The sequence below is a fragment of the Micromonospora globbae genome, from assembly GCF_003610785.1.
GTDB lineage: Bacteria > Actinomycetota > Actinomycetes > Mycobacteriales > Micromonosporaceae > Micromonospora > Micromonospora globbae.
This window is the reverse complement of the sequence record NZ_RAQQ01000008.1, coordinates 259,333-281,232: the sequence shown is the minus strand read 5'-3', so window position 1 is coordinate 281,232 and position 21,900 is coordinate 259,333. Positions and strand designations below refer to the sequence as shown.

Below are 21,900 nucleotides of genomic sequence, written 5' to 3'. Positions count from 1 at the left end.
GCTACACTCGGCCGGCACGCGCCGTCGCGCGTACCCGTCACGGAGGAAAAGCAGTGGAACTGCAGCGACTGAGGAATGTTTTCCGCGCCGCCCTGGAACTGCCGGACGACGTCGAGGTGGACAACCTGGAATACCGCGGAATAGAAAAGTGGGACTCGCTCGCGCACATGTCCCTGGTCGCGTCGATCGAGGACGAGTTCGGCGTCATGCTGGACACGGACGAGGTGATCGACCTGAGTTCCTTCGACCGCGCACGGCAGATCCTGGAGAAGCACGGTGTCGTCCTCTCCGACTGAGTGGCCGGCCGGACGCCGCGTCCTGGTGACCGGCTCGACCCGGGGCATCGGACGGGCCGTCGCCGACCGTCTCGCCGCGCGGGGCTGGTGTGTCGCCGTGCACGGCCGGCGGCCCGGACCCGCCGAGGAGGTCGCGGCCGGTCTGCCCGGCGGCCCGCACCAGGCGGTGCACGGCGACGTCGCCGATCCGGAGCAGGTCCGGGCGTTGACCCGCGTGCTGTTCGACCGGTGGCGGGCGCTGGACGCGCTCGTCGTCAACGCGGGCGTGCACGCCGCGGGACTGCTGGGCTCCGTACCGGACGAGACCGTGTCCCGGCTCTTCGCGGTCAACGCGGCCGGTGCCGCCCACACCCTCCAGCAGGGTGCCCGCCTGCTGCGGCGGGGCGACCGCCCCGCCGTGGTGCTCACCGCCTCCCTGGTGGGCTCCGCCGGGGCCGCCGGGCAGACGGTCTACGCGGCGAGCAAGGCGGCCGTCGAAGGGCTGACCCGGGCCGCCGCGAAGGAACTGGGACCCGCGGGCATCCGCGTCAACGCGGTCGCGCCCGGCTTCATCCGTACCGACCTGCTGGCCGACCTGGACGAGGCCGGCCGGCAGGCCCGCGCCGACGCCACCCCGCTGCGCCGGCTCGGCGAGCCACGGGAGGTGGCCGACGTGGTCGCGTTCCTGCTCTCCCCGGCGGCGAGTTTCGTCACCGGTCAGGTCGTCGGCGTGGACGGCGGGCTGACCCTGTGACCTCCCTGCTGCACGCCGACGCCCGCCTGGTCGACGCCGCCACCGGACGCCGCCTCGGCGGCGCCGACCTCGCCGACCGTGTCGCCGACCTCGCGGCGTTGCTGGACGACGAACCGCCCGGTGTCGTCTTCGCCACCGCCGCCGCCGACATCGACGCGGTGCTGCGCATCCTCGCCGCCTGGGAGGCGGGTCGCCCGGTGGCGTTGCTCGACCCGCAGATCACCCCGGCCGCGCTGCGCGACCTGGTAGGGCGCTTCCGCCCGGCCGTGCTGCTGGGCGCGCCGGCGCCCGGCGACGGGTTCCAGCCGGCCGCCGCCGGCCTCGGTCCCGCGTGGCGGCGCACCGGGCCCGCCGGGGAGCGGCCCCATCCCGACCTGGCGCTGCTGCTCACCACCTCCGGTTCCACCGGCAACCCGAAGCTGGTCCGGCTGTCCCGGACCGCCGTGCAGGCCAACGCGTCCGCGATCGCGACGGCTCTCGGTCTGGACGGTGACGAGGTCGCGCCCACCACGCTGCCGCTGCACTACACGTACGGCCTCTCCGTGCTGACCAGCCACCTGCACGCCGGGGCCACGGTGCTGCTGGCGCGCACGGGCCTCACGTCCCGGGACTTCTGGACCGCCGTCGACCGGCACGGCGCCACCTCGCTGGCGGGCGTGCCCTACCAGTACGAGATGCTCCGCCGCCTGCGCTTCGCCCCCGCCCGGCACCCGCGGCTGCGGACGCTCACGCAGGCCGGGGGACGCCTGCACCCGGAGCTGGTCGCCGACTTCCACGAGCGGATGGCCGCGGTGGGGGGCCGGCTCTTCGTGATGTACGGGCAGACCGAGGCCACCGCCCGGATGACCGTCCTGCCGCCCGACCGGCTGCCCGGCAAGCTCGGCTCGGTGGGGCTGCCGGTGCCGGGCGGGACGGTGTCGATCCGCGCCGACGACGGTACGGAGACCACCGAACCGGACCGGGTGGGCGAGATCGTCTACCGGGGCGCCAACGTGATGATGGGCTACGCGGAGACCGCCGCCGACCTCGCCCGGCCCGACGAGCTGGGCGGCGTGCTCGCCACGGGCGACCTCGGCCGGCTGGACGCCGACGGGTTCCTCTTCGTCACCGGCCGGATCAAGCGGATCGCCAAGGTGTTCGGCGTACGCGTCAACCTGGACGACGTGGAGCGGTCACTGGGCCACCACGGGCCGGTGGCCGCGGTGGCCGGTGCGGACCGGCTCGTGGTGGTGGTCGAGGGCGCCGACCCCGACCGGCTCGCCGGGATCCGGGCCGAGGTGGCCGCGGCGCTCGGCACCCATTCGTCCGGGGTCCAGGTGCGCGGTGTCGACGCCCTGCCGCTGACCCCCACCGGCAAGCCCGACTACCGCGTGCTGGAGGAGCAGTGCTGACCGACGTGTTCACCCTTGCGCAGGCCGAGAAGGAGGAGCGGCTGCGCGGCGAGCTGATCGGGCTGATGGCACACCACCGGCGCAACTGCCCGCCGTACGACCGGATCCTGGCCGCCCTCGGCGCGGAGACCGAGCCGGCGACGCTGGCCGACCTGCCCTGGCTTCCGGTGCGGCTGTTCAAGACCCGCAAGCTGGCCAGCGTGCCGGACGACGAGGTGATCCGTGTGCTCACCTCCAGCGGCACCACCGGCCAGGTGAGCCGGATCCACCTGGACCGGGAGGCCGCCGCCACGCAGTCCCGGATGCTGGCCCGCACCCTCGGCGCCGTGCTCGGCCCGCGGCGGCTGCCCATGATCGTGGTGGACCGGTCCGGTGTGGTCGGCGACCGCCGTTCCTACTCGGCCCGCGGGGCGGGCGCGCTCGGCATGGTCAACTTCGGTCGGGACCACCTCTGGCTGCTCGACGCCGACGACCGTCCGGACGTCGCGGCGCTCAAGGACTTCCTCGCCCGGCACGGCGACGCGCCATTCCTGATCTTCGGCTTCACGTTCATGGTCTGGCGCTACCTCTACGAGGTGGCGCGGGACCACGGCCTCGACCTGTCCCAGGGGATCCTCGTGCACTCCGGCGGATGGAAGAAGTTGGCGGACCAGGCGGTGGACAACGCCGAGTTCCGCCGCCGGTTCGCGGCGGACAGCGGCCTGACGAGGATCCACAACTTCTACGGCATGGTCGAGCAGATCGGCACGGTCTTCCTCGAAGGACCGGAGGGCGGCGCGCTCTACTGCCCGGACTTCGCCGACGTCATCATCCGTGACCCGGAGACCTGGCGCGAGGCGCCGGTCGGCACCCCGGGGCTCGTCGAGGTGCTCAGCACCCTGCCCACCTCGTACCCCGGCAACGTGCTGCTCACCGAGGACGTCGGGGTGGTGCACGGGGTGGACGACGGGCACTGGCCGGGCAAGCGGTTCAGCGTCGTCGGCCGGTTGCCCCGGGCCGAGGCCCGGGGCTGCAGCGACACCTACGCCGGAGGTCGGTCATGACGGTACGGATGCGGTTTCCGACGGGTCCGGAGCTGCCGGTCGACGAGGTGCTGCCGGCGACGGCGCAGGGCGATCCCGGGTCGGTCCGGGACGGGTCGCCGCTCGCGGTCGGCGACGAGCGGATCGTGGACTTCCTGACCCGCGTGTCCCGGCGGCTGCTCGCCCCGGCCCTGGCCCGGCGTCACCCCGAGCTCGGCTCGCTCGGTTTCTTCCTGCGCCGCCGGGAACTGCTGCGTGCCGTCGAGCGGCTGCGCGCCGCGCTCGACCCGCAGACGCTGGCCTTCCCGAGGGGAGTGGTCTTCCACATCCCACCGGCCAACGTGGACACCGTCTTCGTCTACTCGTGGGCGCTCGCGGCGCTGGCCGGCAACACCAACGTCGTGCGGATCTCGCCGCGGTCCGCGGCGGCCGCCGACACGATCCTCGAGGTGCTCAACGAGAGCCTCACCGAGGCCGACCCGGTCGTCGCCCGTACGCAGCGGATGGTCACGTACGGCCACGACGACGCGGTGACCGCGCACTTCAGCGCCCGGTGCGACGTGCGGGTGGTCTGGGGCGGCGACGGGGCGGTGAACGCGGTCCGCCGCCACCCGCTGGCACCGGCGGCCCGCGACCTCACGTTCCCAGACCGCTCCTCGTTCGCGGCCCTGTCGGTGGCCGGCTGGGAGGTCGCGACGCCGGCCGCCCGCCGCGACGCGGTGCTCGGCTTCGTCAACGACGCGTACTGGTTCGACCAGGCGGCCTGTTCCTCGCCCCGTGCCGTCTTCCTGGTCGGCGACGCCGACCGCGCCGAGGCGGTCCGCGCCGAGTTCGTCGGTCTGCTCGGCGTGGCGGCCCGGGAGCGGGGCTGGGAGGTCGACGCGGCGATGGCCGTGGAGAAGCGGGTCGGGGCGTACGGGCTGGCCGCCGACGGTGGCGTCGCCGCGATGGCGTTCCCCGACAACCTGGTGGCGGCCCTCGACCTGCGGACGCCGGCCGCCGCCCCTCGGCACTGGCTGGGCACGGGCACGTTCGGCTTCGTCACCGTGCCGGACCTCGCCGAGCTGGTGCCGTTCGTCCGTCGGCGGGACCAGACGCTCACCCACTTCGGCTTCGAGGCCGACGAACTGCGCGAGTTCGCACGGCAGCTCGCCGGTCGGGGCATCGACCGGATCGTGCCCTTCGGCGCGGCGTTGCGGTTCGCTCCCGTCTGGGACGGCTACGACCTGTTCCGCGAGTTCGTCCGGCTGGTCACGGTCGACGCCTGACCCGCACCGTGCCCGTATGACCGGCCCGGTCCGCGCGGACCGGGCCGTGTCGTCACGAGGATCGGGCGGGCCGGTCCGGGCCGGTCGCCCCGGGCCGGTACCGGGCGACCGGCCCGCCACCGGCACGGGTCAGATCAGGTCCCAGGAGAGCGGTGTCCCGCGCGGCACGTCCCGGGTGAAGGTCCGCCCCAGCACCCGGTCCAGGTCGGCGGGGGGCAGACCCCCGGCGGGCCGGATCGAGCGGACGTTCGCGGCGGTCACCGGGTCGCCGGCCCGCACGTCGGAGACCACGAAGAGCGAGCGCCGGAACCGCAGTCCCTCGCGTTCGGTGGGGGTGGGGCCGATCGTGGTGCCGCCCAGCGCCGCCCAGGCCCGCTCCGACTCGACGGTGAGGGCGGCCAGCTCCTCCGGCTCCAGCGAGAAGTCGGAGTCGACGCCGCCGTCGGCCCGCCGCAGCGTCACGTGCTTCTCGATCAGGCAGGCGCCGAGCGCGACCGACGCGACCGGCACCCCGATCCCCGGCGTGTGGTCGGAGAGTCCCACGGGCACGCCGAACGTGTCGGCCAGCACCGGCAGCCGGCGCAGGTTGCTGTCCTGCGGCGGCGCGGGGTAGGACGCGGTGCAGGCGAGCAGCACGATGCCGCCGGCACCTGCTTCCCGGGCGGCCCGCACCGCGGCGTCGATCTCGCCGACCGTGGCCATCCCGGTGGAGATCACGACGGGCTTGCCGGTGCTGGCCACGAGCCGGATGAGCGGCAGGTCGACCAGCTCCGACGAGGCGATCTTGTACGCCGGCGCGTCCAGCTTCTCCAGCAGCTCCACGGCCGTGCGGTCGAACGGTGACGAGAAGACCGTGAGCCCGTGCCGGCGGGCCCGCTCGAAGATCGGCTCGTGCCACTCGTACGGCGTGTGGGCGCGTTCGAAGAGCTGGTAGAGGCGCTCGCCACCCCACAGGTCGTGCCCGTCCGAGATGCGGAACGCGGACGCGTCCACGTCGATGGTGATGGTGTCCGGGCGGTACGTCTGCAGCTTGAGCGCGTGCGCCCCGCTCGCCGCCACCGCGTCCACGATGGCCAGTGCCCGGTCGAGGCTGCCGTTGTGGTTGCCGGACATCTCGGCGACCACGAGCGGCCGGTGCCCGGGGCCGATCCGGTGCGGCCCGATTTCGACTGTCATGTTCCTCTGCTCATTTCCGTCCAGACCACCTCGTGTGGCCTGCCGTCGATTTCCCGCTCGTACCGCCGCACGACCCGGAACCCGAACCGCCGGTGCAGCGCGAGCACCGGCTCGTTGCTCGTCAACGTCTCACCGCCGAGGGCCCGCGCCCCGAGCGTCTCGAAGGCGTACGCGATCGCGGCCCGTTCCAGCGACAGCCACGCCGGCAGCAGTTCGCCACGGGCGTCGAGGCCGGCGACGTCGAGGTAGAACCCCCAGGTGACGGCCCGCTGCGGCGAGGTGACGCCGGAGAAGGTGACCACGCCGGAGGGTGCGCCCCCGTGCAGGTGCACCAGCACTCGGCGGTCGGGGTCGAGGCGTACCCGCGCCCACCACGCCGCGTGCTCGTCCGGGCCTATCTCGTGGCGGGTCAGGCTCACGGCCCGGACCTGCGGATGGTTGCGCCAGAGCCGCATCCGGTCCAGGTCGGTGTCGTCCGCGGGACGCAACGGCCCGCTCACACCGGCTCCGTCAGGGCGCCGGACCGCTCCGCGGGCGCCGGCTCCCCGGTCACCGGGACGGCCACCGGGTCCGGGCCGGCGGCGCGGGCCGGGGTGGCGTCGCGAGCCGGGGTGGTGTCGCGGTCGCCGCGCAGCCGCCCGGCCACCCGGTGCGCCCGTCGCAGCGCCGCGTACGCCAGGTAGTCGCCGCGCCCGACGAGCCGGTGCTTGAGCCCGTTGACGCCGGGCGGCACCGGATAGCCCCCGGGCGGCAGGTACCGGCGGAAGTGCTCGGTGATCCGCCGGAAGAAGGCCCGCCGCAGATGCGGGTGCAGCCGGTCGTCGTTGCCCACCACCACGAGGTAGTGGCTCACCATCAACTCGAACAGCTCGGCCCGCAGCGCGTCGTCCGGGTTCCGCCTCGCCACCCAGTCCATCAGCCGCTCGTACTGGTCGAACGCCTCGAAATGCCGGTCGCTGCGGGTCGAGGTGATGGCGCCGAGCCGGCCCCGACGGTAGAGGTAGCAGACCCGGTCCAGCACCGAGATCCTCTCGGCGCCGATCAACAGCGGATGGCTGAACGGGATGTCCTCGTACCAGCCCGGGTGGAACCGCAGCCCCAGCTCGTCGAGGAAGCCCCGGCGCACCACCTTGTTCCAGGCGGTGTGCTGCACCCGCAGCAGCTGCGGCCGGTCGGCCAGGCGGACCACGCCGGACACGCCGCGCAGCAGGGGACTGCTGGCGTCGACCTCCCGCCGACCGTCCTCGTGCACGCGCAGGTGATCCAGCAGCAGCACGTCCGGCTCGTGCCGCCGCAGGCGGTCCAGCACGGCGGGGACCGTCCCCGGCGGCAACCAGTCGTCGCTGTCGACGAACCAGACGTACCGGCCGGTGGCCACGTCGAGGCCGGCGTTGCGCGCCGGACCGAGACCCACGTTGCGGGTCAGGTGCACGAGGCGGATCCCAGGGCGTCCGGCCGCGTACGACCGCAGCATCTCGCCGCAGCGGTCCGGCGAGGCGTCGTCGACGGCGATCAGCTCGACCGCGTCGGTCTCGTCCGCGGGGATGTCGGCCCGGATGGACTCCAGGCACTGGTACAGGTACGCCTCGACGCCGTGGACGGGCACGACGAGGCTCAGCAGTGGTGCGTGCGTCGGCTCATTGACCACGCCGCCACCATCGACCCTGCGGGTGGCCGGGCCCGAAACCTCACATGGCCGACGGTGGTGGGCGCTCTGAACACCCGCTGACCGGAAGGTTAGCGGTGGAGGATCCCCCGCACACGCCGTCCGACCGCGGCCCGCACCCGAGCGTGCAGCCTCATCCGCTGGAGGGTCTCGACCTCGGTGCGCAGTTCGTCCGCCTGGTCGCGCAGCCACTGCAGCCGCGTCAGCAGGACGTCCCGGTCGGTGGCGGCCACCGGCCGCACGGCCGGCGGGAACGTGGTCGCGCGGACCTGCTCGTCGAAGCGGGTCGCGCTGTCCCCGTCTGCGAACGCGTTGGGCAGGTCGTGCTTGGCGAGGAACGCGAGCATCGTCTCGAACCGGGCCTTGTGCCCGTTGTTCATGGCGGTGTAGTCCGCCTCCGCGTACAGGTCGGCGGCGTCGACGTCGGCCGGCACGTCCTTCATCACCCGGTGCGGGATCTCGAAGTACCGGGCCAGTTCCAGCGTCCGGGAGTCGTGCGCGAACAGGTAACCGGGCGTGCCGGCGATCAGGGCGGTGATGGTGCCGTGGATGCGGGTGCCGAAGGCGAAGTCGAAGCCGGACAGGTAGTCCATCCACGTCCAGGGGTCGACGAACATCCGCACCTTGTCCTCGACGAAGAGGGGGTGCGACGTGTGCACCGGGATCGCGCTGGTCTTGCCCCGTCCGTCGGGGCCGTCGCCGTAGAGCAGGGTGCCCAGGGTCTTGAGGTCCTGCGGCAGGTAGCGCAGGTTCGGGTACTTCCGGTGGTGGGCGGTGACCACCTTGGCCATCGACTTGACGTACGGGGAGATCGTCATGGCGACCCGGTCGTCCGGCTCCAGCACGGCCTTGCGCTTCTCCACCCGGAGGTTGTCGCCGTGCAGGAACATCGACGGGCAGCCGATCACGTCGACCGCCGAGAAGCCGAGCGTGCGGAGGTAGTCCGCCGTGATCTCGCCGCGGACGCCGATGCTGTGCGACCGGTCGAGCACCGCCTTCACGAAGCCCTTCACCGCGTCGTCGATGGGGCGCAGGTACTCGCGATCCCCCTTGACGTTGGTCTGCACGCCGACGCCGAGCACCACGACGGGGATCGTCAGCTTGCGGATGAGCCGCGTCATGGTCGCGAGTCGCTCGACGTAGCTGCGCCGGAAGGCGTTGGCCAGCGGTATGACGAACACGTCGTACCGCTCGTTGATGAGGTCGGCCTCCCGGAGGTCCACCCGGAACTCGGTGGAGTCGATCTGGGTGCCGGCGGCGCGCAACAGCTTGTGGGCCGCGTGGCTGAAGACGAGGTTGCCGGCGTTCTCACCGATCCAGTTGCGCTCGAAGGTCTCCTCCGGCGAGTAGACGTCGAAGGGGCCCTTCTTGGCCCGTAGCAGGATCCGCTGGTGCATGCGTCGCCCAACCTCTCGTCGTCCTCGAACAGCCCGACGTCGAGCCGTCGGTTCAGGGCTCGTGGAAGACCTTGCCGCCATCACGCCCAGGTTCCGCGATATTAGGCCACGGACATCGACGGGACATCCGCACGTCACCGTCGTCCGACCAGTGGTCGTGGCTCGCCGAATGGTCGGGGTATGGTGCCCGAACGGGCAGCGGCCGGTCCGCCGGCAGGCCGCCGGGCGGACGCCGTGCGTCGCGCCTCGCGCCCGATGGGACGTCGGGAGGAGAGGCGCGTGCGGGCGACGCCGGGAGAGCGGACGTGACGGGCGCATCGACGGGCGCCGGAACCTCGGGGCGGTACGCATCCGTCGGCCGGCTGCCGTCGCTCACCGGGCTGCGCTGGGTGGCGGCGCTGCTGGTCTTCGGTTTCCACGCCGCGACCATGCGGATCATCGCGGAGCCCGACGTCCAGGGCGCCGTGGGCAAGGTCTTCGCCCTCGGCCTGTCCGGGGTGCAGTTCTTCTTCATCCTCAGCGGCTTCGTGCTGGTCTGGTCCGCCCGGCCCGGGCAGTCGCGGCGGGCCTTCTGGCGGCGCCGGTTCGCCAAGATCTACCCGAACCACCTGGTCCTCTGGGCGCTGGCGGTGCTGGCGGCGCTGTGGCTCGCCGACCCGGTGCCGATCGGCGTGGCGGTCGAGAACCTTCTCCTGCTCCAGGCGTGGGACCCCCGCTCCGGCCACTTCTACAGCATCAACACGGTGAGCTGGTCGCTCTCCTGCGAGTTCTTCTTCTACCTCTGCCTGCCGTTCGCGCTTCCGTTCGTGCGGCGGGCGCGGCCCTGGCTGCTCTGGGCCGTCGTCGTCGCCGTGCCGCTGGTGATCCTGGCGCTGTGGCCCGGTCAGGCGCTGGTGCCGGAGGAGCACCGCTGGTGGTTCACCCAGGTCTTCCCGCTGGTGCGGTCGGTCGAGTTCTGGATGGGTGTGGCCGCCGCGGAACTGATGCGCCGCGGCCGGTGGCGCGGGCCGCGGCTGCCGCTGGCGACCGTCCTGTTCGTCCTCACCTGGGTGGCCGCCGCGGGGTGGATCCGCGCCGAACTGTGGGCCGCGCTGCTGTCGGCCGCGTACCTCCTGGTCATCACGGCGGCGGCGGACGCCGACGTACGCGGGCTGCGCTCGCCGTGGCGGTCCCGCCCGCTGGTCTGGCTCGGTGAGGTCTCGTTCGCGTTCTATCTGGTCCACGTTCTCGTCATCACCACCGTGCTGCGGCTGACAGGCGACTGGGGCGTCGGGCTGCCGGGCTGGTGGGGGCCGGTGGCGGTGCTCGGCTTCCTCCTGGTGAACCTCGGGCTGGCCGCGTTGCTGCACCGGTACGTCGAGACGCCGATGATGCGCCTGCTCGGCCCGCGTCGGACGGGCCGGGCCGACAGCGCCGGCCGCGCCGTCGCCGCCGGCGCCCGCCGGGACGCGACCCCTGGTGCGCCGGGTGTCCCCGGGCCGCGGCCGGGCGCCACCCCCACCGACGACCGTCCGGTGTACGCCGACACGCGCTGACACCGTCCACGCTGGTGGGACCGCGCGGCGTGGCGGGGACGACACGCCCGCCGTCGATGCGTTCGGCGGGACGGGGCGGTAGCGTTGTCACGTGCTTCCCGTCGCGTTCGCCTGTCCCCTGTGGTGGGTCGCGCGATGGGCTTCCCGGCTGCTGGCCAGCCTGGCGGTCGCCGGGGCGCTGACCCTCGGCGCCGTGGCGCCGGCCGCGGCCGCGTCCGAGCCGCCGCGCCCGTCCGGGCTTCCGGCGTCGTCCGAGTCGGTGCGCGTGTCGGTGGCCGACGGGGCGGTCACCGTCGCCCTGCGCGGGCCGGGCGTCGACGCACCGGTGCCGACCACCCTGCACGGGCTGCCCGCCGCGGCCGTCGGCGCGGTATCCGCACCGGACGTGGAGGGCGCGCCCCCCGTCGTGCCGGGGGCCACCGCGGGTGTGGGCACCGACCACTGGTCGTACCTCGCCGCGCGCCCGGTCGACAGCGTGGCGCCGGGGCCGGTCGCGCCGGCGGGCGCCGCCGCGGCCGCCGACGCCCGGATGCCACGCTCGGCCGCCACCCCGGCCCGGGCGTCCCGGGCCCCGCCGGGCGCCTGACTCCGCGGCGGGCACCCGTCCCGCCACCCGCGCCCACCCGTCCTTCACCCGTACGCACCGCCCGCTGACCCTGCCCGACCAGGCACGCGTGTCCCGGCGGTCGTGCGGCGTCCCCCATCGCATCCGCTGTCCGTGAGGTGCCGACATGGAGAAGACCGTCCTCTACCAGTTCCTCACCGAGGTTCCCCAGGCCGCCGCCATCTGGTCCGGGCTGCTGGTGCTGGCCATGACCGTGCTCACCGTGCTGGTCGCCCGACCGGAGCGCGACCGGCCGGAGGACGACCCCGGTGGCGACCCGACCCGCCCGAGCGAGCGGGACCTCGCCGCGGCCGAGGCGGCCGACCTGCGCCGGTACGCCGAGGAGGTGGCGGTCGCCGCCACCCGCGCCGCGGAGACCGCCCGCCGGCGGCGCGCCGAGTGGGTGGCCGCCCACACCGACCTGGAACGGGCCTGGGCCGCGTACGACGCGGCGGAGACGGCCGCCCGCCGGTTCGCGGGCGCGGGGGCGCTGCCCACGCCCCGGACGCCGCGTACGCCGGCCGAGTACGCCGCCCGCGAGCGGTACCTGCACCGTGCCGCCACGGCGGCGCACTGGCGCGGTGACCTGACCCTGGCGCAGCTCGGCGACGTGTTCGGCCACCGCAACGGCTGGGACCCCCGCCGGCATCCGGTCGAGCAGGAGGTGCGGCTGGCCCGGTTCGTCCGCGACGAGCGGCTGGCCGACTACCGGGCCGCCGGGGAGCGGGAACGCTCCGCGTGGCGGGACGCCGAACTGGCCGCCGAGGCCGCCCGCGCCCTGGCCGCCGAGGCGTACGCGGCGGCGGCCCGACTCCGGACCGCCCGCGTGCCGGCGGCCCGGGCGGTCACGACGGCCACCGCCCGGCCCGCCACGGCCCGCTGGCGCCCGGCCCGGGCCGGCTGACCCGTCGGCGCCCATCCCACAGGCCCGGCCGGCCGAGCACCCCAGCGGGCCCTGGCCCGTCGAACACCCCGCGGGCCCTGGCCCGTCGAACACCCCGGTGGCCGGGCGCGCGAGCACGACGGCGGCCCGGCCGTGCGCGGGGTTGACGAGGGCGGGCAGGGCCGGTGAGATCGGTGACACCGCCGTCGGGATGATCACCTGGCAGGGACCCGCTGACACCCCGGAGTCGTCAACCGGCCGGGCCCGCTGCCTGCCCGCCTCATCCGCTTTGCGTGATACGTCCGGCTTTAATTGCGTGAGCCCGCTCACACCGTCCGGGAAACGGTCAGCGGGAACCAGGGGTGCCCAATTCTCCCCGTCATCCGGCGACGTTGTCACCAGCCTGTCCCGTTGCGTGCCGCCGGCGCCCCTGGAAACGCTCGTCCCACCCCGTCACGAGAGCGTCCGTACGCCCGGAAAATTTGTGCCCGGAACCAGGTTTAAGCAGGTGGGACGGGGTTGGCAGGCCCGGTACCGGTTAGTAGTGTCGGCCCGTCCGGCGCGGTAACCGATCGCACAAGGCGACGCCGTGCCGACCCGCCTAATCGTGCTCTCACGAGCCGGGGACCCACCCGCACGTCCGGGGTGAATCCGCGGGCCACGGCCCGCGGTAGGGCGAACTTCCCGCCCGAACCCGTCAGCTAACCCGGTAGGCGGTGCCGGAAGGAGTTCCACCTCGTGCTGTTCGTACCCACCCCTCGGTCGTCTCCACCTCTCCACGGCACCGCGGTGCCCGAGCCCGCCCGCCTCGTAGCGGCGCGCTGATCCTGGCCCCGCGTCCTTCCGCCCGGCTCACCGGGCGTCTCCCCTGAGCGGTCCACCACCCGCGGACGCCGTCCGCGCGGTCACGCATGCCCGAATCCCGGCACGCCGCTCTCCCCCTGAGCCCGTGGAGGAACTGTGAAGCACACCCTGAAGCGCCGGCTGCGCCAGCTGGCAACCGAGCGTCCGTTCCAGATCGCGGCGGCCTCCGCCGTGGCCGTGGTGCTGGCGTCCACCACCGGCGCGCTGGTCGACGCCGCCGACGACACCCCGGCCACGCAGCCGGCCTCGGCGTCGGTGGCCGAACTGCGCAGCGACACCGGGATCGCCTCCCGGGGCGACGACCGGTCCCCGGCGACCAGCGCGCCCGAGACCACGGCACCGTCGTCGCCGAGCGCGTCGCCCTCTGCCACGAAGACCGCCGAGGCCACCAAGGCCGCCAAGGCCGCGAACCCGGACGTGAGCCGGAAGCCGAAGCCGCCGGCGAGCAAGGTCCTCGACTACGACTACCAGGCGCAGACCACCTACTACTACTGCGGCCCGGCCGCCACGCGTAACGCCCTGAGCGCCGCCGGCATCGAGCGCAGCCAGGACGACCTGGCCGTCCAGCTCGGCACGACGGAGATGGGCACCAACTCCGCCGAGGACACCACCCGCGTGCTGAACGCGGTGGTCAAGGGCAACCCGTACCGGACCCGCATGTTCCCGAACGCGCCCAGCCCGGCGCAGATGGACCAGCTCCAGGCGGACGTCGTGCGGGCCATCACCGACGGGCGCGGTGTGGTCGCGAACATCGTGGGCGACGCCACCGACGTCGACGGCGGCTGGCACTCCTTCCCGGGCGGGCACTACATCGCCGTGGTCGGCTACCGGGACGAGGGCCGCGTCGTCAAGATCGCCGACTCGGCGAACCCGGCGATCCCGTCGTACTGGATCACCACCATCGACCTGGCGAACTGGATGACCACCCGCGGATACTCCGCCTGACATCCTCCGCGCACCTCGGGCGTCGGCACCCCGCGAGGGGGCCGGCGCCCGTCGCCGTCCCGGCTGCACCCGCCGTCGGGCTGGACCCCGCTGTCGGGCCGGACCCGCTGTCCGGCTGACGCTCGTCCCTGGCGACGGCCGTCCGGTCCGCCGTCGGCGGCCGACAGGGACTCGCCCGGCGGGCGGCCCGATGGCAGACTGCCGTCCATGGTCGACGAGTCCCGCCGCGAGCCCACCCTGTTGCTGCTGCACGGGATGGGCGCCACCGGCGACGTGTGGTCGCCCGCGACCGCCGTGCTGGAGCGGCGCTGGGCCGGGCGCTGGCTCGCGCCGGATCTCGCCGGGCACGGCGCGGCGCCGCCCCTGCCGGCGTACTCGTTCGCGGGGCTCGCCGAGCGCGTGGCCGCCGCCCTGGCCCCCGCGGACCGCGTGGTCGTGCTCGGTCACTCGCTCGGCGGCGTGGTGGGGCTGGCGCTGGCGGCCCGGGGCTCCGCGCTGCCCGTGGCCGCCGTCGTGGGCGTCGGCATCAAGGCGGTCTGGTCCCCGGCCGAACTGGCCCGGACGCGCGAGCTGGCCGCCCGTCCGATCACCTGGTTCGCCGGCCGGGACGAGGCCGCCGAACGTTACCTGCGGGTATCCGGTCTGGCCGGTCTGCTGGCCCCCGACGATCCGGTCGTGGACGCCGGGCTGCGCCAGGTCGACGGGCGGTGGCGGCTGGCCATGGACCCGGCCGCCTTCGCGGTGGGGGAGCCGGACCTGCCCGCACTGCTGGCGGCCACCGACGTCCCGGTCGTGCTGGCCCGCGGCGAGCACGACCCGATGGTCACCGACGCCCAGCTCCAGCGGCTGGGGGTGCCGGTAGTCACGCTGCCTGGGCTCGGGCACAACGCCCACGTCGAGGACCCGGAGGCGGTGCTGGCGCTGGCCGACGCCTACCGCTGAGCGGGAACCCGGGCCTCCCGCACGGCCGGGTCCAGCTCCCGCCGCGCCGCCTCCAGGAACGCGTCCGCGTACGACTCGGCCGGGAAGTCGCCCAGGTAGCGCCGCCGGGTCAGCCAGCGATCCGGCGCGAGCGGGTCCGCGCCGAGGAGCCGGTCCAGCACCTCGTCCACGTTCGCCATGTCCCGGCGCAGGACGTAGCCCGCCGCGGCCAGGGGGAACCGCTCGGTGAACGCGTCGCCGTCGCCGGTCATGTCGGTCACGGCGAACGGCTTGCCCGAGTAGAGGTAGTCCGAGATCACGCCCGAGACGTCGGAGATCAGCGCGTCGGACCGGTTCACGCACTCCACCAGGCTCAGCTCCCGGCCGGCCGCCGTGCCCCAGAGGTGCTGCCGGCCGGTCGCCGCGCGGTCGGCCGCCAGAAGCTCCGTCAGCCGGCCCAGCTGCCGTGCCGAGGCCGGGTTCTGGCCGGTGTACGGGTGGGCGCGCAGGATCACCGTCACGCCCCGGTCCAGCAGCCGGCGCAGCAGCGGCTCGGCCACGGACAGGGAGCAGTAGTCGGCGTCCGCGTGGTGGCCGGTCCAGGTGGGGGTGTAGAGCACGGTCCGCGGGGCGTCGACCGGCAGCGGCTCCCGGCGTACGGCGATGGACTCGACCTGCGGTCGGCCGACGATCACGAACTTCTCCGCGGGGATGTCGATCCCGGCGCGGGCGTACCGTTCGATGGCGGCCTGACCGGCCACGAAGATCCGGTCGAAGAGGGCGGACACGGGGTTGGCGCTCGGCGCCTTGTCGCTGTCGCCGTGGTGCAGCTGGATGTGGGTCAGCTGGGTGAACCGGATGCAGTGGCTGTTCTTGGCGCCGTGGTTGACGTAGAACGCCACCTTCAGGCTCGGTACGAGCACCTCGTCGATCGACCGCAGGGTGGGGCAGTAGACCACCGGGGCGGTGGTGGCCGCGGCGACCGGGGCCAGGAACTCCGGCTCGCGCAGGACCACGAGGAACGGGCGGCCGATCCGCTCCAGGTACGGCAGCCACATGGTGACCTGGTACTGGGATCCGGGCGGCGCCGAGAAGTAGAGGAGGAACTCCGGCTGGTGCGCCCGTACCGCCCGGCGCACGGCCCCGCCACTGGCGGGTGGCCGGAACCGCCGGCGGGCGAGGTCGAGCCCGGCGGCCGCGGCGCCGGCGGCGACCAGCACGGTCACGGCCAGTGCGAGCAGCGCCGGCGCGGCGGCCGCGGCGGCGAGCGCCACCACGGCCAGCAGCCCGAGCAGCGCGTCGCCGAGGTGTGCGGAGGCCAGCGGCGTCCACGACCGCACCGGCAGGTTGGCGGTGCGGATCTCCAGGTCACCGGCCTGCCGCAGGGGGCCCTCCAGCAGCACCAGCCCCAGCAGGACCAGCGCGGTGGCGGCGAGGGCCGGGTCGAAGCCGGCGTCCAGCCGCCGGAGGTACGCGACCAGGACCCCGGCGGCGATCAGCGCCGTCTCGGCGACGGTGTCCGCGCCGGGGCGGACCCGCCGCTCCAGGGCAGCCGCCGCGAGGGCGGCCAGCACGAGCGCCAGTCCCCAGCCGGTCGCGTTCGTCAGCGCGGAGACGAGGAAGGCCAGCACGGCCAGCCCGATGCTCACACACCGGGCGATCAGCTTGCGGAACAGGTCACCGCGCATGTCGCTCCGTCCACCCGCCGTTCGCCGTCAGCCGGCGCTCATCTCGGCGGCGGCGCCGGAGGAGGGCCGTGCCGTCTGCGCCGGCACCACCTGCGGCGCCTCGCCCGGATCCCGGCGTACGTCGATGACCTGCCCGGTCAGCTCCGAGATGAGCACGTCCAGCGAGGCCTGCGCCACCGCCTCGGCCGAGAGCAGCGTGTGCTCCGGCTCCGCGCCGAACGCCCGCGTCCGCATCGGGGTCGCCGTCCGCTCCGGGTTGACGCAGTTGACCCGTACGCCGAACTCCGCCCACTCGTCGGCGAGCGCCTGGGTGAGGTTGACCAGGGCGGCCTTCGTGGCCGAGTAGAGCGCGTAGCGCGCCCGGCCCCGCGTGTACGAGCTGGAGGTGTAGAGCAGCAGCTGGCCCTTGGTCTGCTGGAGGTACGGCAGCGCCAGGCGGGCCGCCGTCACCGGCCCCACGAAGTTGACCTGGAGGACCCGGTCGATCGTCTCCTCGTCCATCTCGGCGAGGTTGCCCTTCTCGAGGATGCCCGCGGTGACCACCACGTGGTCGATCCGGCCGGTCGCCTCGAACGCCGTGCGCAGCGCCGCCTCGACGTCGGCGGGCCGCTCGACGTGGGTGCCCGTGGTGCTGCGGCTGAACGGGAAGACCTGGGCGCCGTGCCGGCGGGCCAGCTCGGTGAGGTCGTGGCCGATGCCGTAGCTGCCGCCGAAGACCACCATGGTCCGGCCGGTCAGCTCCTCCCGGTAGCTGCGCTCGTCGGCGAGGCGGGGCACCCGGGCGGCCGCGAGCTGGAAGAGCTTGTCCGCCAGGTGCACGTCGACCGGGTGGGTGACCTTGATGTTCTCGTCCGAGCCGTCGATCACCTTGATCGGCGTGCCGGGCAGGTAGCGCAGCACCACGCCGCAGTCGTCGGTGGCGGCGAAGTTCGGGTCGCCCTCGGCCCGCCGGTACGCCTCCCGGATGGTGCCGGAGCGGAACGCCTGCGGGGTCTGGCCGCGGCGCAGGGACGAGCGCACCGGGATGTCGGTGATGCAGTCGTCCCCGTCCACCTGGATGATGGTGTCCGCCGACGGGATGGCCACGTCGACCGCGGAGTAGGTCCAGAGCGCGTTCACGCACTCCCGGACGATCCGGTGGCTGACCAGGGGCCGCACCGCGTCGTGGAAGAGGACGTTGCAGTCCTCGTCGCCGATGGCGTCCAGGGCGATGCGGGTGGTGGCGTTGCGGGTGTCGCCGCCCTCGATCACGGTGGTGACCTTGCGGAAGCCCGCCTTCTCGACGAGCCGCTGGGCCTCGGCGACGTGACCGGGCGCCATCAGGACGATGATCTCGTCGATCTCCGGAGCGGACTCGAAGACGGCGAGGGTGTGCTCGATGATCGGCTTGCCGGCGATCTTCAAGAGCTGCTTGGGGATGCCGAGCCCGAGGCGGGTCCCGGTGCCTCCGGCGAGGATCACGGCCACTGTCCGCGACGGCCGCCAGGGTGCCGGACTCTCCGGTGCGGCGGTCGGGCCAGTGGGGTGGTCCTGCGTCATTGCCGATCCTCACTTCCAGGCTTGGTTAAGGAGAGATTCCGCCCAGGCGGCGACCGGATGAACCTTATCCCGTCATCGGCGGTCACCCAATTGTGGCGGCGTGGCCGTAACCGCCGCTCAGTTGCTTCTGAATCCGCCGTCAGGTCACTTGCCGTTGGCGAACTCCTCGTACGCCCGCACCACCTCGTCGGTGGGGCCGTCCATGCGGAGCACGCCCGATTCCAGCCAGATCGTCCGTTCGCACGTGTCCCGGATCGAGGAGAGCTGGTGGCTGACGAGGAAGACCGTGCCGGCGCTCTCCCGCAGCTCCCGGACCCGCTGCTCGCTGCGCTTGCGGAAGCCCTTGTCGCCGGTGGCGAGCGCCTCGTCGATCAACAGCACGTCGTGCTTCTTCGCCGCGGCGATGGAGAAGCGCAGGCGGGCTGCCATGCCGGAGGAGTAGGTGCGCATCGGCAGCGAGGCGAAGTCGCCGCGCTGGTTGATGCCGGAGAACTCGATGATCTCCGGTGTCTGCCGCTGCACCTCGGCCGGCGTCATTCCCATCGCGAGGCAGCCCAGCACCACGTTCCGCTCGCCGGAGAGGTCGTTGAGCAGCGCCGCGTTCACCCCGAGCAGCGAGGGCTGCCCCTGGGTGTAGACGGCGCCGCGGTTCACCGGCAGGAGGCCGGCGATGGCCCGCAACAGGGTCGACTTGCCGGACCCGTTGCTCCCGATGAGGCCGATCGCCTCGCCCCGGTACGCGGTGAAGGTGACTCCCTTGACCGCGTGCACCTCGCGGATGTTCGGAGCGGTGGTGCGGGTGACCATCCGGCGCAGCGCGGCCACCGGGCTGGTGCCGCCGCTCGCGCCCTTGTGCACCCGGTAGATCACGTGCGCGTCGTCCACGACCACCGTGGGGATGCGCTCCTGCACCCGCGGGAGGGGCATCGTCACGGCGTTCGACGTCTCGTACTGGTCAGCCACGGCCGTACTCCTGTTCACCGCGCCAGAAGTAGAGGAAACCCCCGATGCCCATCACGATCGCCCAGCCGGCGGCGACCAGCCAGAGCCGGGGCAGGGAGGAGTTGAGCACCGGCGCGTCCTCCAGCAGCGCGACCCGGGCCAGCTCGATGTAGACCAGGATCGGGTTCACCTCGACCAGCCGGGTGGCCCAGCCGGGCAGGTTCTCCTCGAAGAGGGTGACGCTGTAGAGCACACCGGAGCCGTACATCCAGGCGCGCAGGAGGAACGGCATGACCTGCTTCAGGTCGGCGAGCTTCGCGCCCATCCGGGCCACGACCATGGTGAGCCCGGCGTTGAAGACCGTCTGGAGCAGGACCGCGGGCACCAGCACGAGCCAGGCCAGCGTGATCGGTTCGCCGGTCACGAGGACGATCGCGACGAGCACCACCAGCGAGCCGAGCAACTGCTGGAACTGGGTGACCGTGATGGCGAGGGGCAGGCAGGCCCGGGGGAAGTGCAGCGCCCGGATCAGTCCCAGGTTGCCGCTGATCGCCCGGGTGCCGTTCTGCACGGACGTCTGGGTGAAGTTGAAGATGAACAGGCCTGTGCAGAGGTATGCGATGAAGTTCGGGATGCTCTTCTGTTCGAGCACCAGGCCGAAGATCAGGTAGTAGACGGCCGCGTTGGTCAGCGGGGTGAGCACCTGCCAGAGCTGACCGAGGCGGGCGTTGCTGAACGACGCGACCAGCTTGGCGTTGGCGTAGGCGGCGACGAAGTGCCGGTAGTGCCAGAGCCGCCGGGTGTACTCGGCCAGGGGCGGTCGCTCGCCGGCGACCCGGAGCCCGTACCGGGCGGCCAGCTGCGCCTGGGTGAGGCCGGCGTCGGGGTCGGCCAGCGCGGTGTTGGCCATGGGCGTGGCGCTCCGATCTATCCGGTGGAGGTGATGCGCGCTCGAATGGTCTCAGACGTGGCCAGTGCGGGGGAGCGCCGCCTCGTCGCTGCGTGGACACTAGTCCGAAACACGTCGGGACGCAACCGTACCGTCGTTGCGCTAGTGTGGTGGCCGTGACATGCGGAAAGAGTGCCAGGTGACGACCGGGAAACGGCGGGCGCCGGCCGGAGCGGCGGTGCTGCGGGACGACATCACGGCGGCCATCCGCCGCGCCCTGATGCAGGAACTCGCCGCGGTCGGGTACGGCCGGCTGTCCATCGAGGCGGTGGCCCGCCGTGCGGGAGTCAGCAAGACCGCGATATACCGCCGCTGGAGTTCCAAGCTCGACCTGGTGCTGGAGATCGTCGTGGCGGCCGCGCACGGCAAGCTTCCGGCGCTGGACACCGGGACGCTCCGGGGCGACCTCGCGCTGCTGTTCCAGGTGGTGGCGCACGCGTTGCGCCACCCGCTGGCCTCGCAGATCATTCCCGACCTGCTCGCCGAGGCCGCTCGCAACCCGACCATCGACCAGACCCTCCAGAGCGTGCTGCGCACGCGGCAGCACGAGATCGGCGGGCGCCTGATCGAGCGGGCCGTACGGCGGGGCGAGCTGCCGGCCGGCACCGATCCGGAGGCGGCCATCGATTTCATCGTGGGGCCGATCTACTGGCGCCTCGCCATCGCCCGTGGCCCGCTCACCGACACCTACCTGGACACCCTGGTCGAGTCGGTGGCCGTCGGGCTCGGCGCCGGTCCGGCCGTGCCCCGGCCACGCGACGGCGCGGGGCCGAGGCACGACTGAGCGTCACACCCGCTGGTCCGCCGGCGGCCACCCGGTCGCTCACGCCGGGGGTCCCGAGCCCCGTGGCTCAGCGGGGCGCGTCGACCGGTAGCCGGGAGACGATGTGGCGCGCGATCTCGAGCGAGCTGGTCGCGGCGGGGGAGGGCGCGTTGAGCACGTGCACCTGCCGGTCGGCCTCGACGATCAGGAAGTCGTCCACCAGGCCGCCGTCGGGCCGGATGGCCTGGGCACGGACGCCCGCGCCGGCCCGGACGATGTCCGCCGGGGTCAGTTCCGGCACGAGCCGCGCCAGGCTCGCCGCGAAGCGCTTCTTCGACAGCGACCGCGCCACCTCGGTGAGGCCGTACCGGTAGTGCCGCCGGCCCAGCGCCCACAGCCCCCGGTAGGTGAGCTCGTCCCAGATGTCGCGTGCGCTGATCCGTCCCCAGGAGTAACCCTCCCGGGCGGTGGCCAGCACCGCGTTCGGACCGGCGTGCACGCTGCCGTCGATCATCTTGGTGAGGTGCACACCGAGGAAGGGGAACTGCGGATCCGGCACCGGGTAGATGAGCCCGCGCACCAGGTCGCGCCGCTCGGGGACCAGCTCGTAGTACTCGCCGCGGAAGGGCACGATCCGCACCGGCGTGGGCACGCCGGCGAGCCGAGAGATCCGGTCGGCGTGCAGACCGGCGCAGTTGATCAGTACGTCGGCGACCACCTCTCCGCCGGTCGTGCTGACCACCACACCCTCCGGCCGCGTGTCCACCCCGGTCACCGCGGTGCCGGTGCGCAGGTCCGCACCGGCGGCGGCCAGCAGTTCGGCGAGCTTGCGGCAGACCGCGCCGAAGTCCACGATGCCGGTCGAGGCGACGTGCAACGCGGCGACGGCGGCGACGTGCGGCTCGTACTCGGCCGCCTCGGCGCCCTCGATCAGTCGTACCGGCAAGCCGTTGGCCAGGGCGCGCTGGTGCAGGTCACGCAGCCGGGGCAGTTCCTCGGGGTGGGTGGCGACGATCAGCTTGCCGCAGATGTCGTACGCCAGCCCGTGCTCCCGGCAGAACTCGACCATCGAGGCGCTGCCCGCCTTGCAGAGGGTGGCCTTCAGACTGCCCGGCTTGTAGTAGACGCCGGCGTGGATGACGCCGGAGTTGTGGCCGGTCTGGTGGGCCGCCCAGCCGGCCTCCTTCTCGAGGACCGTCACCGTGTCCCCGGGCCGCTCGGTGACCAGTCGGTGCGCCACCGCGAGCCCGACGATACCCCCGCCGACCACCACAAACCTGGTCATTCCGTCTCCCCTGCCCGACGCCGCGACCGATCG

20 protein-coding genes and 1 riboswitch are annotated in these 21,900 nt (G+C 73.5%); of the genes, 11 read left to right on the top strand and 9 right to left on the bottom strand.

Translation table 11 applies throughout. From position 1 onward, the window contains the following. Window positions 1–53 precede the first annotated feature (53 nt). The 5 genes from D7I43_RS13860 to D7I43_RS13840 are packed head-to-tail and all read left to right on the top strand — an operon-like array spanning window position 54 to window position 4,710. Window positions 54–296: an acyl carrier protein gene (locus D7I43_RS13860; protein WP_120328882.1), complete on the top strand. Its 243-nt coding sequence runs from the start codon at window positions 54–56 to the stop codon at window positions 294–296. Next, window positions 277–1,029, top strand: a complete 753-nt coding sequence (locus D7I43_RS13855; protein WP_120328881.1) for an SDR family NAD(P)-dependent oxidoreductase — start codon at window positions 277–279, stop codon at window positions 1,027–1,029. The genes D7I43_RS13860 and D7I43_RS13855 overlap by 20 nt, the downstream gene beginning before the upstream one ends. Further along, a complete protein-coding gene (locus tag D7I43_RS13850) occupies window positions 1,026–2,420 on the top strand; it encodes an AMP-binding protein (protein ID WP_120328880.1) in 1,395 nt (464 codons plus the stop codon). Before D7I43_RS13855 ends, D7I43_RS13850 begins: the two co-directional genes overlap by 4 nt. Continuing rightward, window positions 2,414–3,463, top strand: coding sequence for a LuxE/PaaK family acyltransferase (locus D7I43_RS13845; RefSeq protein ID WP_120328879.1), 1,050 nt, complete (start codon window positions 2,414–2,416; stop codon window positions 3,461–3,463). Before D7I43_RS13850 ends, D7I43_RS13845 begins: the two co-directional genes overlap by 7 nt. An 8-nt stretch (window positions 3,464–3,471) precedes the next feature. Further along, window positions 3,472–4,710 carry an acyl-CoA reductase gene (locus D7I43_RS13840; RefSeq protein ID WP_420870203.1) on the top strand — a complete coding sequence of 413 codons (1,239 nt, stop codon included), beginning with the start codon at window positions 3,472–3,474 and terminating at the stop codon, window positions 4,708–4,710. Between the two features lie 129 nt (window positions 4,711–4,839). Here the strand turns inward: D7I43_RS13840 and pseI are convergent, their stop codons facing one another. The 4 genes from pseI to D7I43_RS13820 form a co-directional block, all read right to left on the bottom strand. After that, the gene (pseI, locus tag D7I43_RS13835; RefSeq protein WP_120328877.1) at window positions 4,840–5,886 is read right to left on the bottom strand and encodes a pseudaminic acid synthase; all 1,047 of its coding nucleotides are present in this window, start codon (window positions 5,884–5,886) and stop codon (window positions 4,840–4,842) included. Beyond that, window positions 5,883–6,386, bottom strand: coding sequence for a GNAT family N-acetyltransferase (locus D7I43_RS13830; RefSeq protein ID WP_120328913.1), 504 nt, complete (start codon window positions 6,384–6,386; stop codon window positions 5,883–5,885). Before D7I43_RS13830 ends, pseI begins: the two co-directional genes overlap by 4 nt. Next, window positions 6,383–7,534, bottom strand: coding sequence for a glycosyltransferase family 2 protein (locus D7I43_RS13825; RefSeq protein WP_120328876.1), 1,152 nt, complete (start codon window positions 7,532–7,534; stop codon window positions 6,383–6,385). The genes D7I43_RS13830 and D7I43_RS13825 overlap by 4 nt, the downstream gene beginning before the upstream one ends. An 89-nt stretch (window positions 7,535–7,623) precedes the next feature. Then, on the bottom strand, window positions 7,624–8,949 hold the full coding sequence (locus D7I43_RS13820) for a polysaccharide pyruvyl transferase family protein (protein WP_120328875.1): 1,326 nt from the start codon (window positions 8,947–8,949) through the stop codon (window positions 7,624–7,626). A gap of 305 nt (window positions 8,950–9,254) precedes the next feature. On the opposite strand from D7I43_RS13820, the gene D7I43_RS13815 reads away from it, so the two are divergent. The 5 genes from D7I43_RS13815 (at window position 9,255) to D7I43_RS13795 (ending at window position 14,722) form a co-directional block, all read left to right on the top strand. Further along, window positions 9,255–10,484 carry an acyltransferase family protein gene (locus tag D7I43_RS13815; RefSeq protein WP_120328874.1) on the top strand — a complete coding sequence of 410 codons (1,230 nt, stop codon included), beginning with the start codon at window positions 9,255–9,257 and terminating at the stop codon, window positions 10,482–10,484. Window positions 10,485–10,575: 91 nt separating this feature from the next. Further along, window positions 10,576–11,070 carry a hypothetical protein gene (locus D7I43_RS13810; RefSeq protein ID WP_120328873.1) on the top strand — a complete coding sequence of 165 codons (495 nt, stop codon included), beginning with the start codon at window positions 10,576–10,578 and terminating at the stop codon, window positions 11,068–11,070. 145 nt (window positions 11,071–11,215) lie between these two features. Next, on the top strand, window positions 11,216–11,992 hold the full coding sequence (locus D7I43_RS13805; RefSeq protein ID WP_120328872.1) for a hypothetical protein: 777 nt from the start codon (window positions 11,216–11,218) through the stop codon (window positions 11,990–11,992). A gap of 567 nt (window positions 11,993–12,559) precedes the next feature. Then, window positions 12,560–12,702, top strand: a riboswitch (cyclic di-AMP (ydaO/yuaA leader). A gap of 229 nt (window positions 12,703–12,931) precedes the next feature. Continuing rightward, window positions 12,932–13,780, top strand: a complete 849-nt coding sequence (locus D7I43_RS13800; RefSeq protein ID WP_120328871.1) for a C39 family peptidase — start codon at window positions 12,932–12,934, stop codon at window positions 13,778–13,780. Window positions 13,781–13,987: 207 nt separating this feature from the next. Further along, entirely contained in the window at window positions 13,988–14,722 is a 735-nt protein-coding gene (locus tag D7I43_RS13795) for an alpha/beta fold hydrolase (RefSeq protein WP_120328870.1), read from the top strand. Here the strand turns inward: D7I43_RS13795 and D7I43_RS13790 are convergent. From D7I43_RS13790 to D7I43_RS13775, 4 genes are all read right to left on the bottom strand, one after another. After that, window positions 14,713–16,389: a CDP-glycerol glycerophosphotransferase family protein gene (locus D7I43_RS13790; RefSeq protein WP_120328869.1), complete on the bottom strand. Its 1,677-nt coding sequence runs from the start codon at window positions 16,387–16,389 to the stop codon at window positions 14,713–14,715. The two genes, D7I43_RS13795 and D7I43_RS13790, sit on opposite strands and share 10 nt — an antisense overlap. A 27-nt stretch (window positions 16,390–16,416) precedes the next feature. Next, window positions 16,417–17,928 carry a 2-C-methyl-D-erythritol 4-phosphate cytidylyltransferase gene (gene ispD / locus D7I43_RS13785; protein ID WP_120328868.1) on the bottom strand — a complete coding sequence of 504 codons (1,512 nt, stop codon included), beginning with the start codon at window positions 17,926–17,928 and terminating at the stop codon, window positions 16,417–16,419. A gap of 144 nt (window positions 17,929–18,072) precedes the next feature. Next, window positions 18,073–18,855 carry an ABC transporter ATP-binding protein gene (locus D7I43_RS13780; RefSeq protein ID WP_120328912.1) on the bottom strand — a complete coding sequence of 261 codons (783 nt, stop codon included), beginning with the start codon at window positions 18,853–18,855 and terminating at the stop codon, window positions 18,073–18,075. 28 nt (window positions 18,856–18,883) lie between these two features. Beyond that, window positions 18,884–19,780 carry an ABC transporter permease gene (locus D7I43_RS13775; RefSeq protein ID WP_120328867.1) on the bottom strand — a complete coding sequence of 299 codons (897 nt, stop codon included), beginning with the start codon at window positions 19,778–19,780 and terminating at the stop codon, window positions 18,884–18,886. Between the two features lie 217 nt (window positions 19,781–19,997). Between D7I43_RS13775 and D7I43_RS13770 the strand changes: the two genes are divergently transcribed. Beyond that, a complete protein-coding gene (locus D7I43_RS13770) occupies window positions 19,998–20,603 on the top strand; it encodes a TetR/AcrR family transcriptional regulator (protein ID WP_120328911.1) in 606 nt (201 codons plus the stop codon). A gap of 67 nt (window positions 20,604–20,670) precedes the next feature. On the opposite strand, the gene lhgO is transcribed toward D7I43_RS13770, so the two are convergent. Then, on the bottom strand, window positions 20,671–21,867 hold the full coding sequence (lhgO, locus tag D7I43_RS13765) for an L-2-hydroxyglutarate oxidase (protein WP_120328866.1): 1,197 nt from the start codon (window positions 21,865–21,867) through the stop codon (window positions 20,671–20,673). Between the last annotated feature and the right edge of the window lie 33 nt (window positions 21,868–21,900).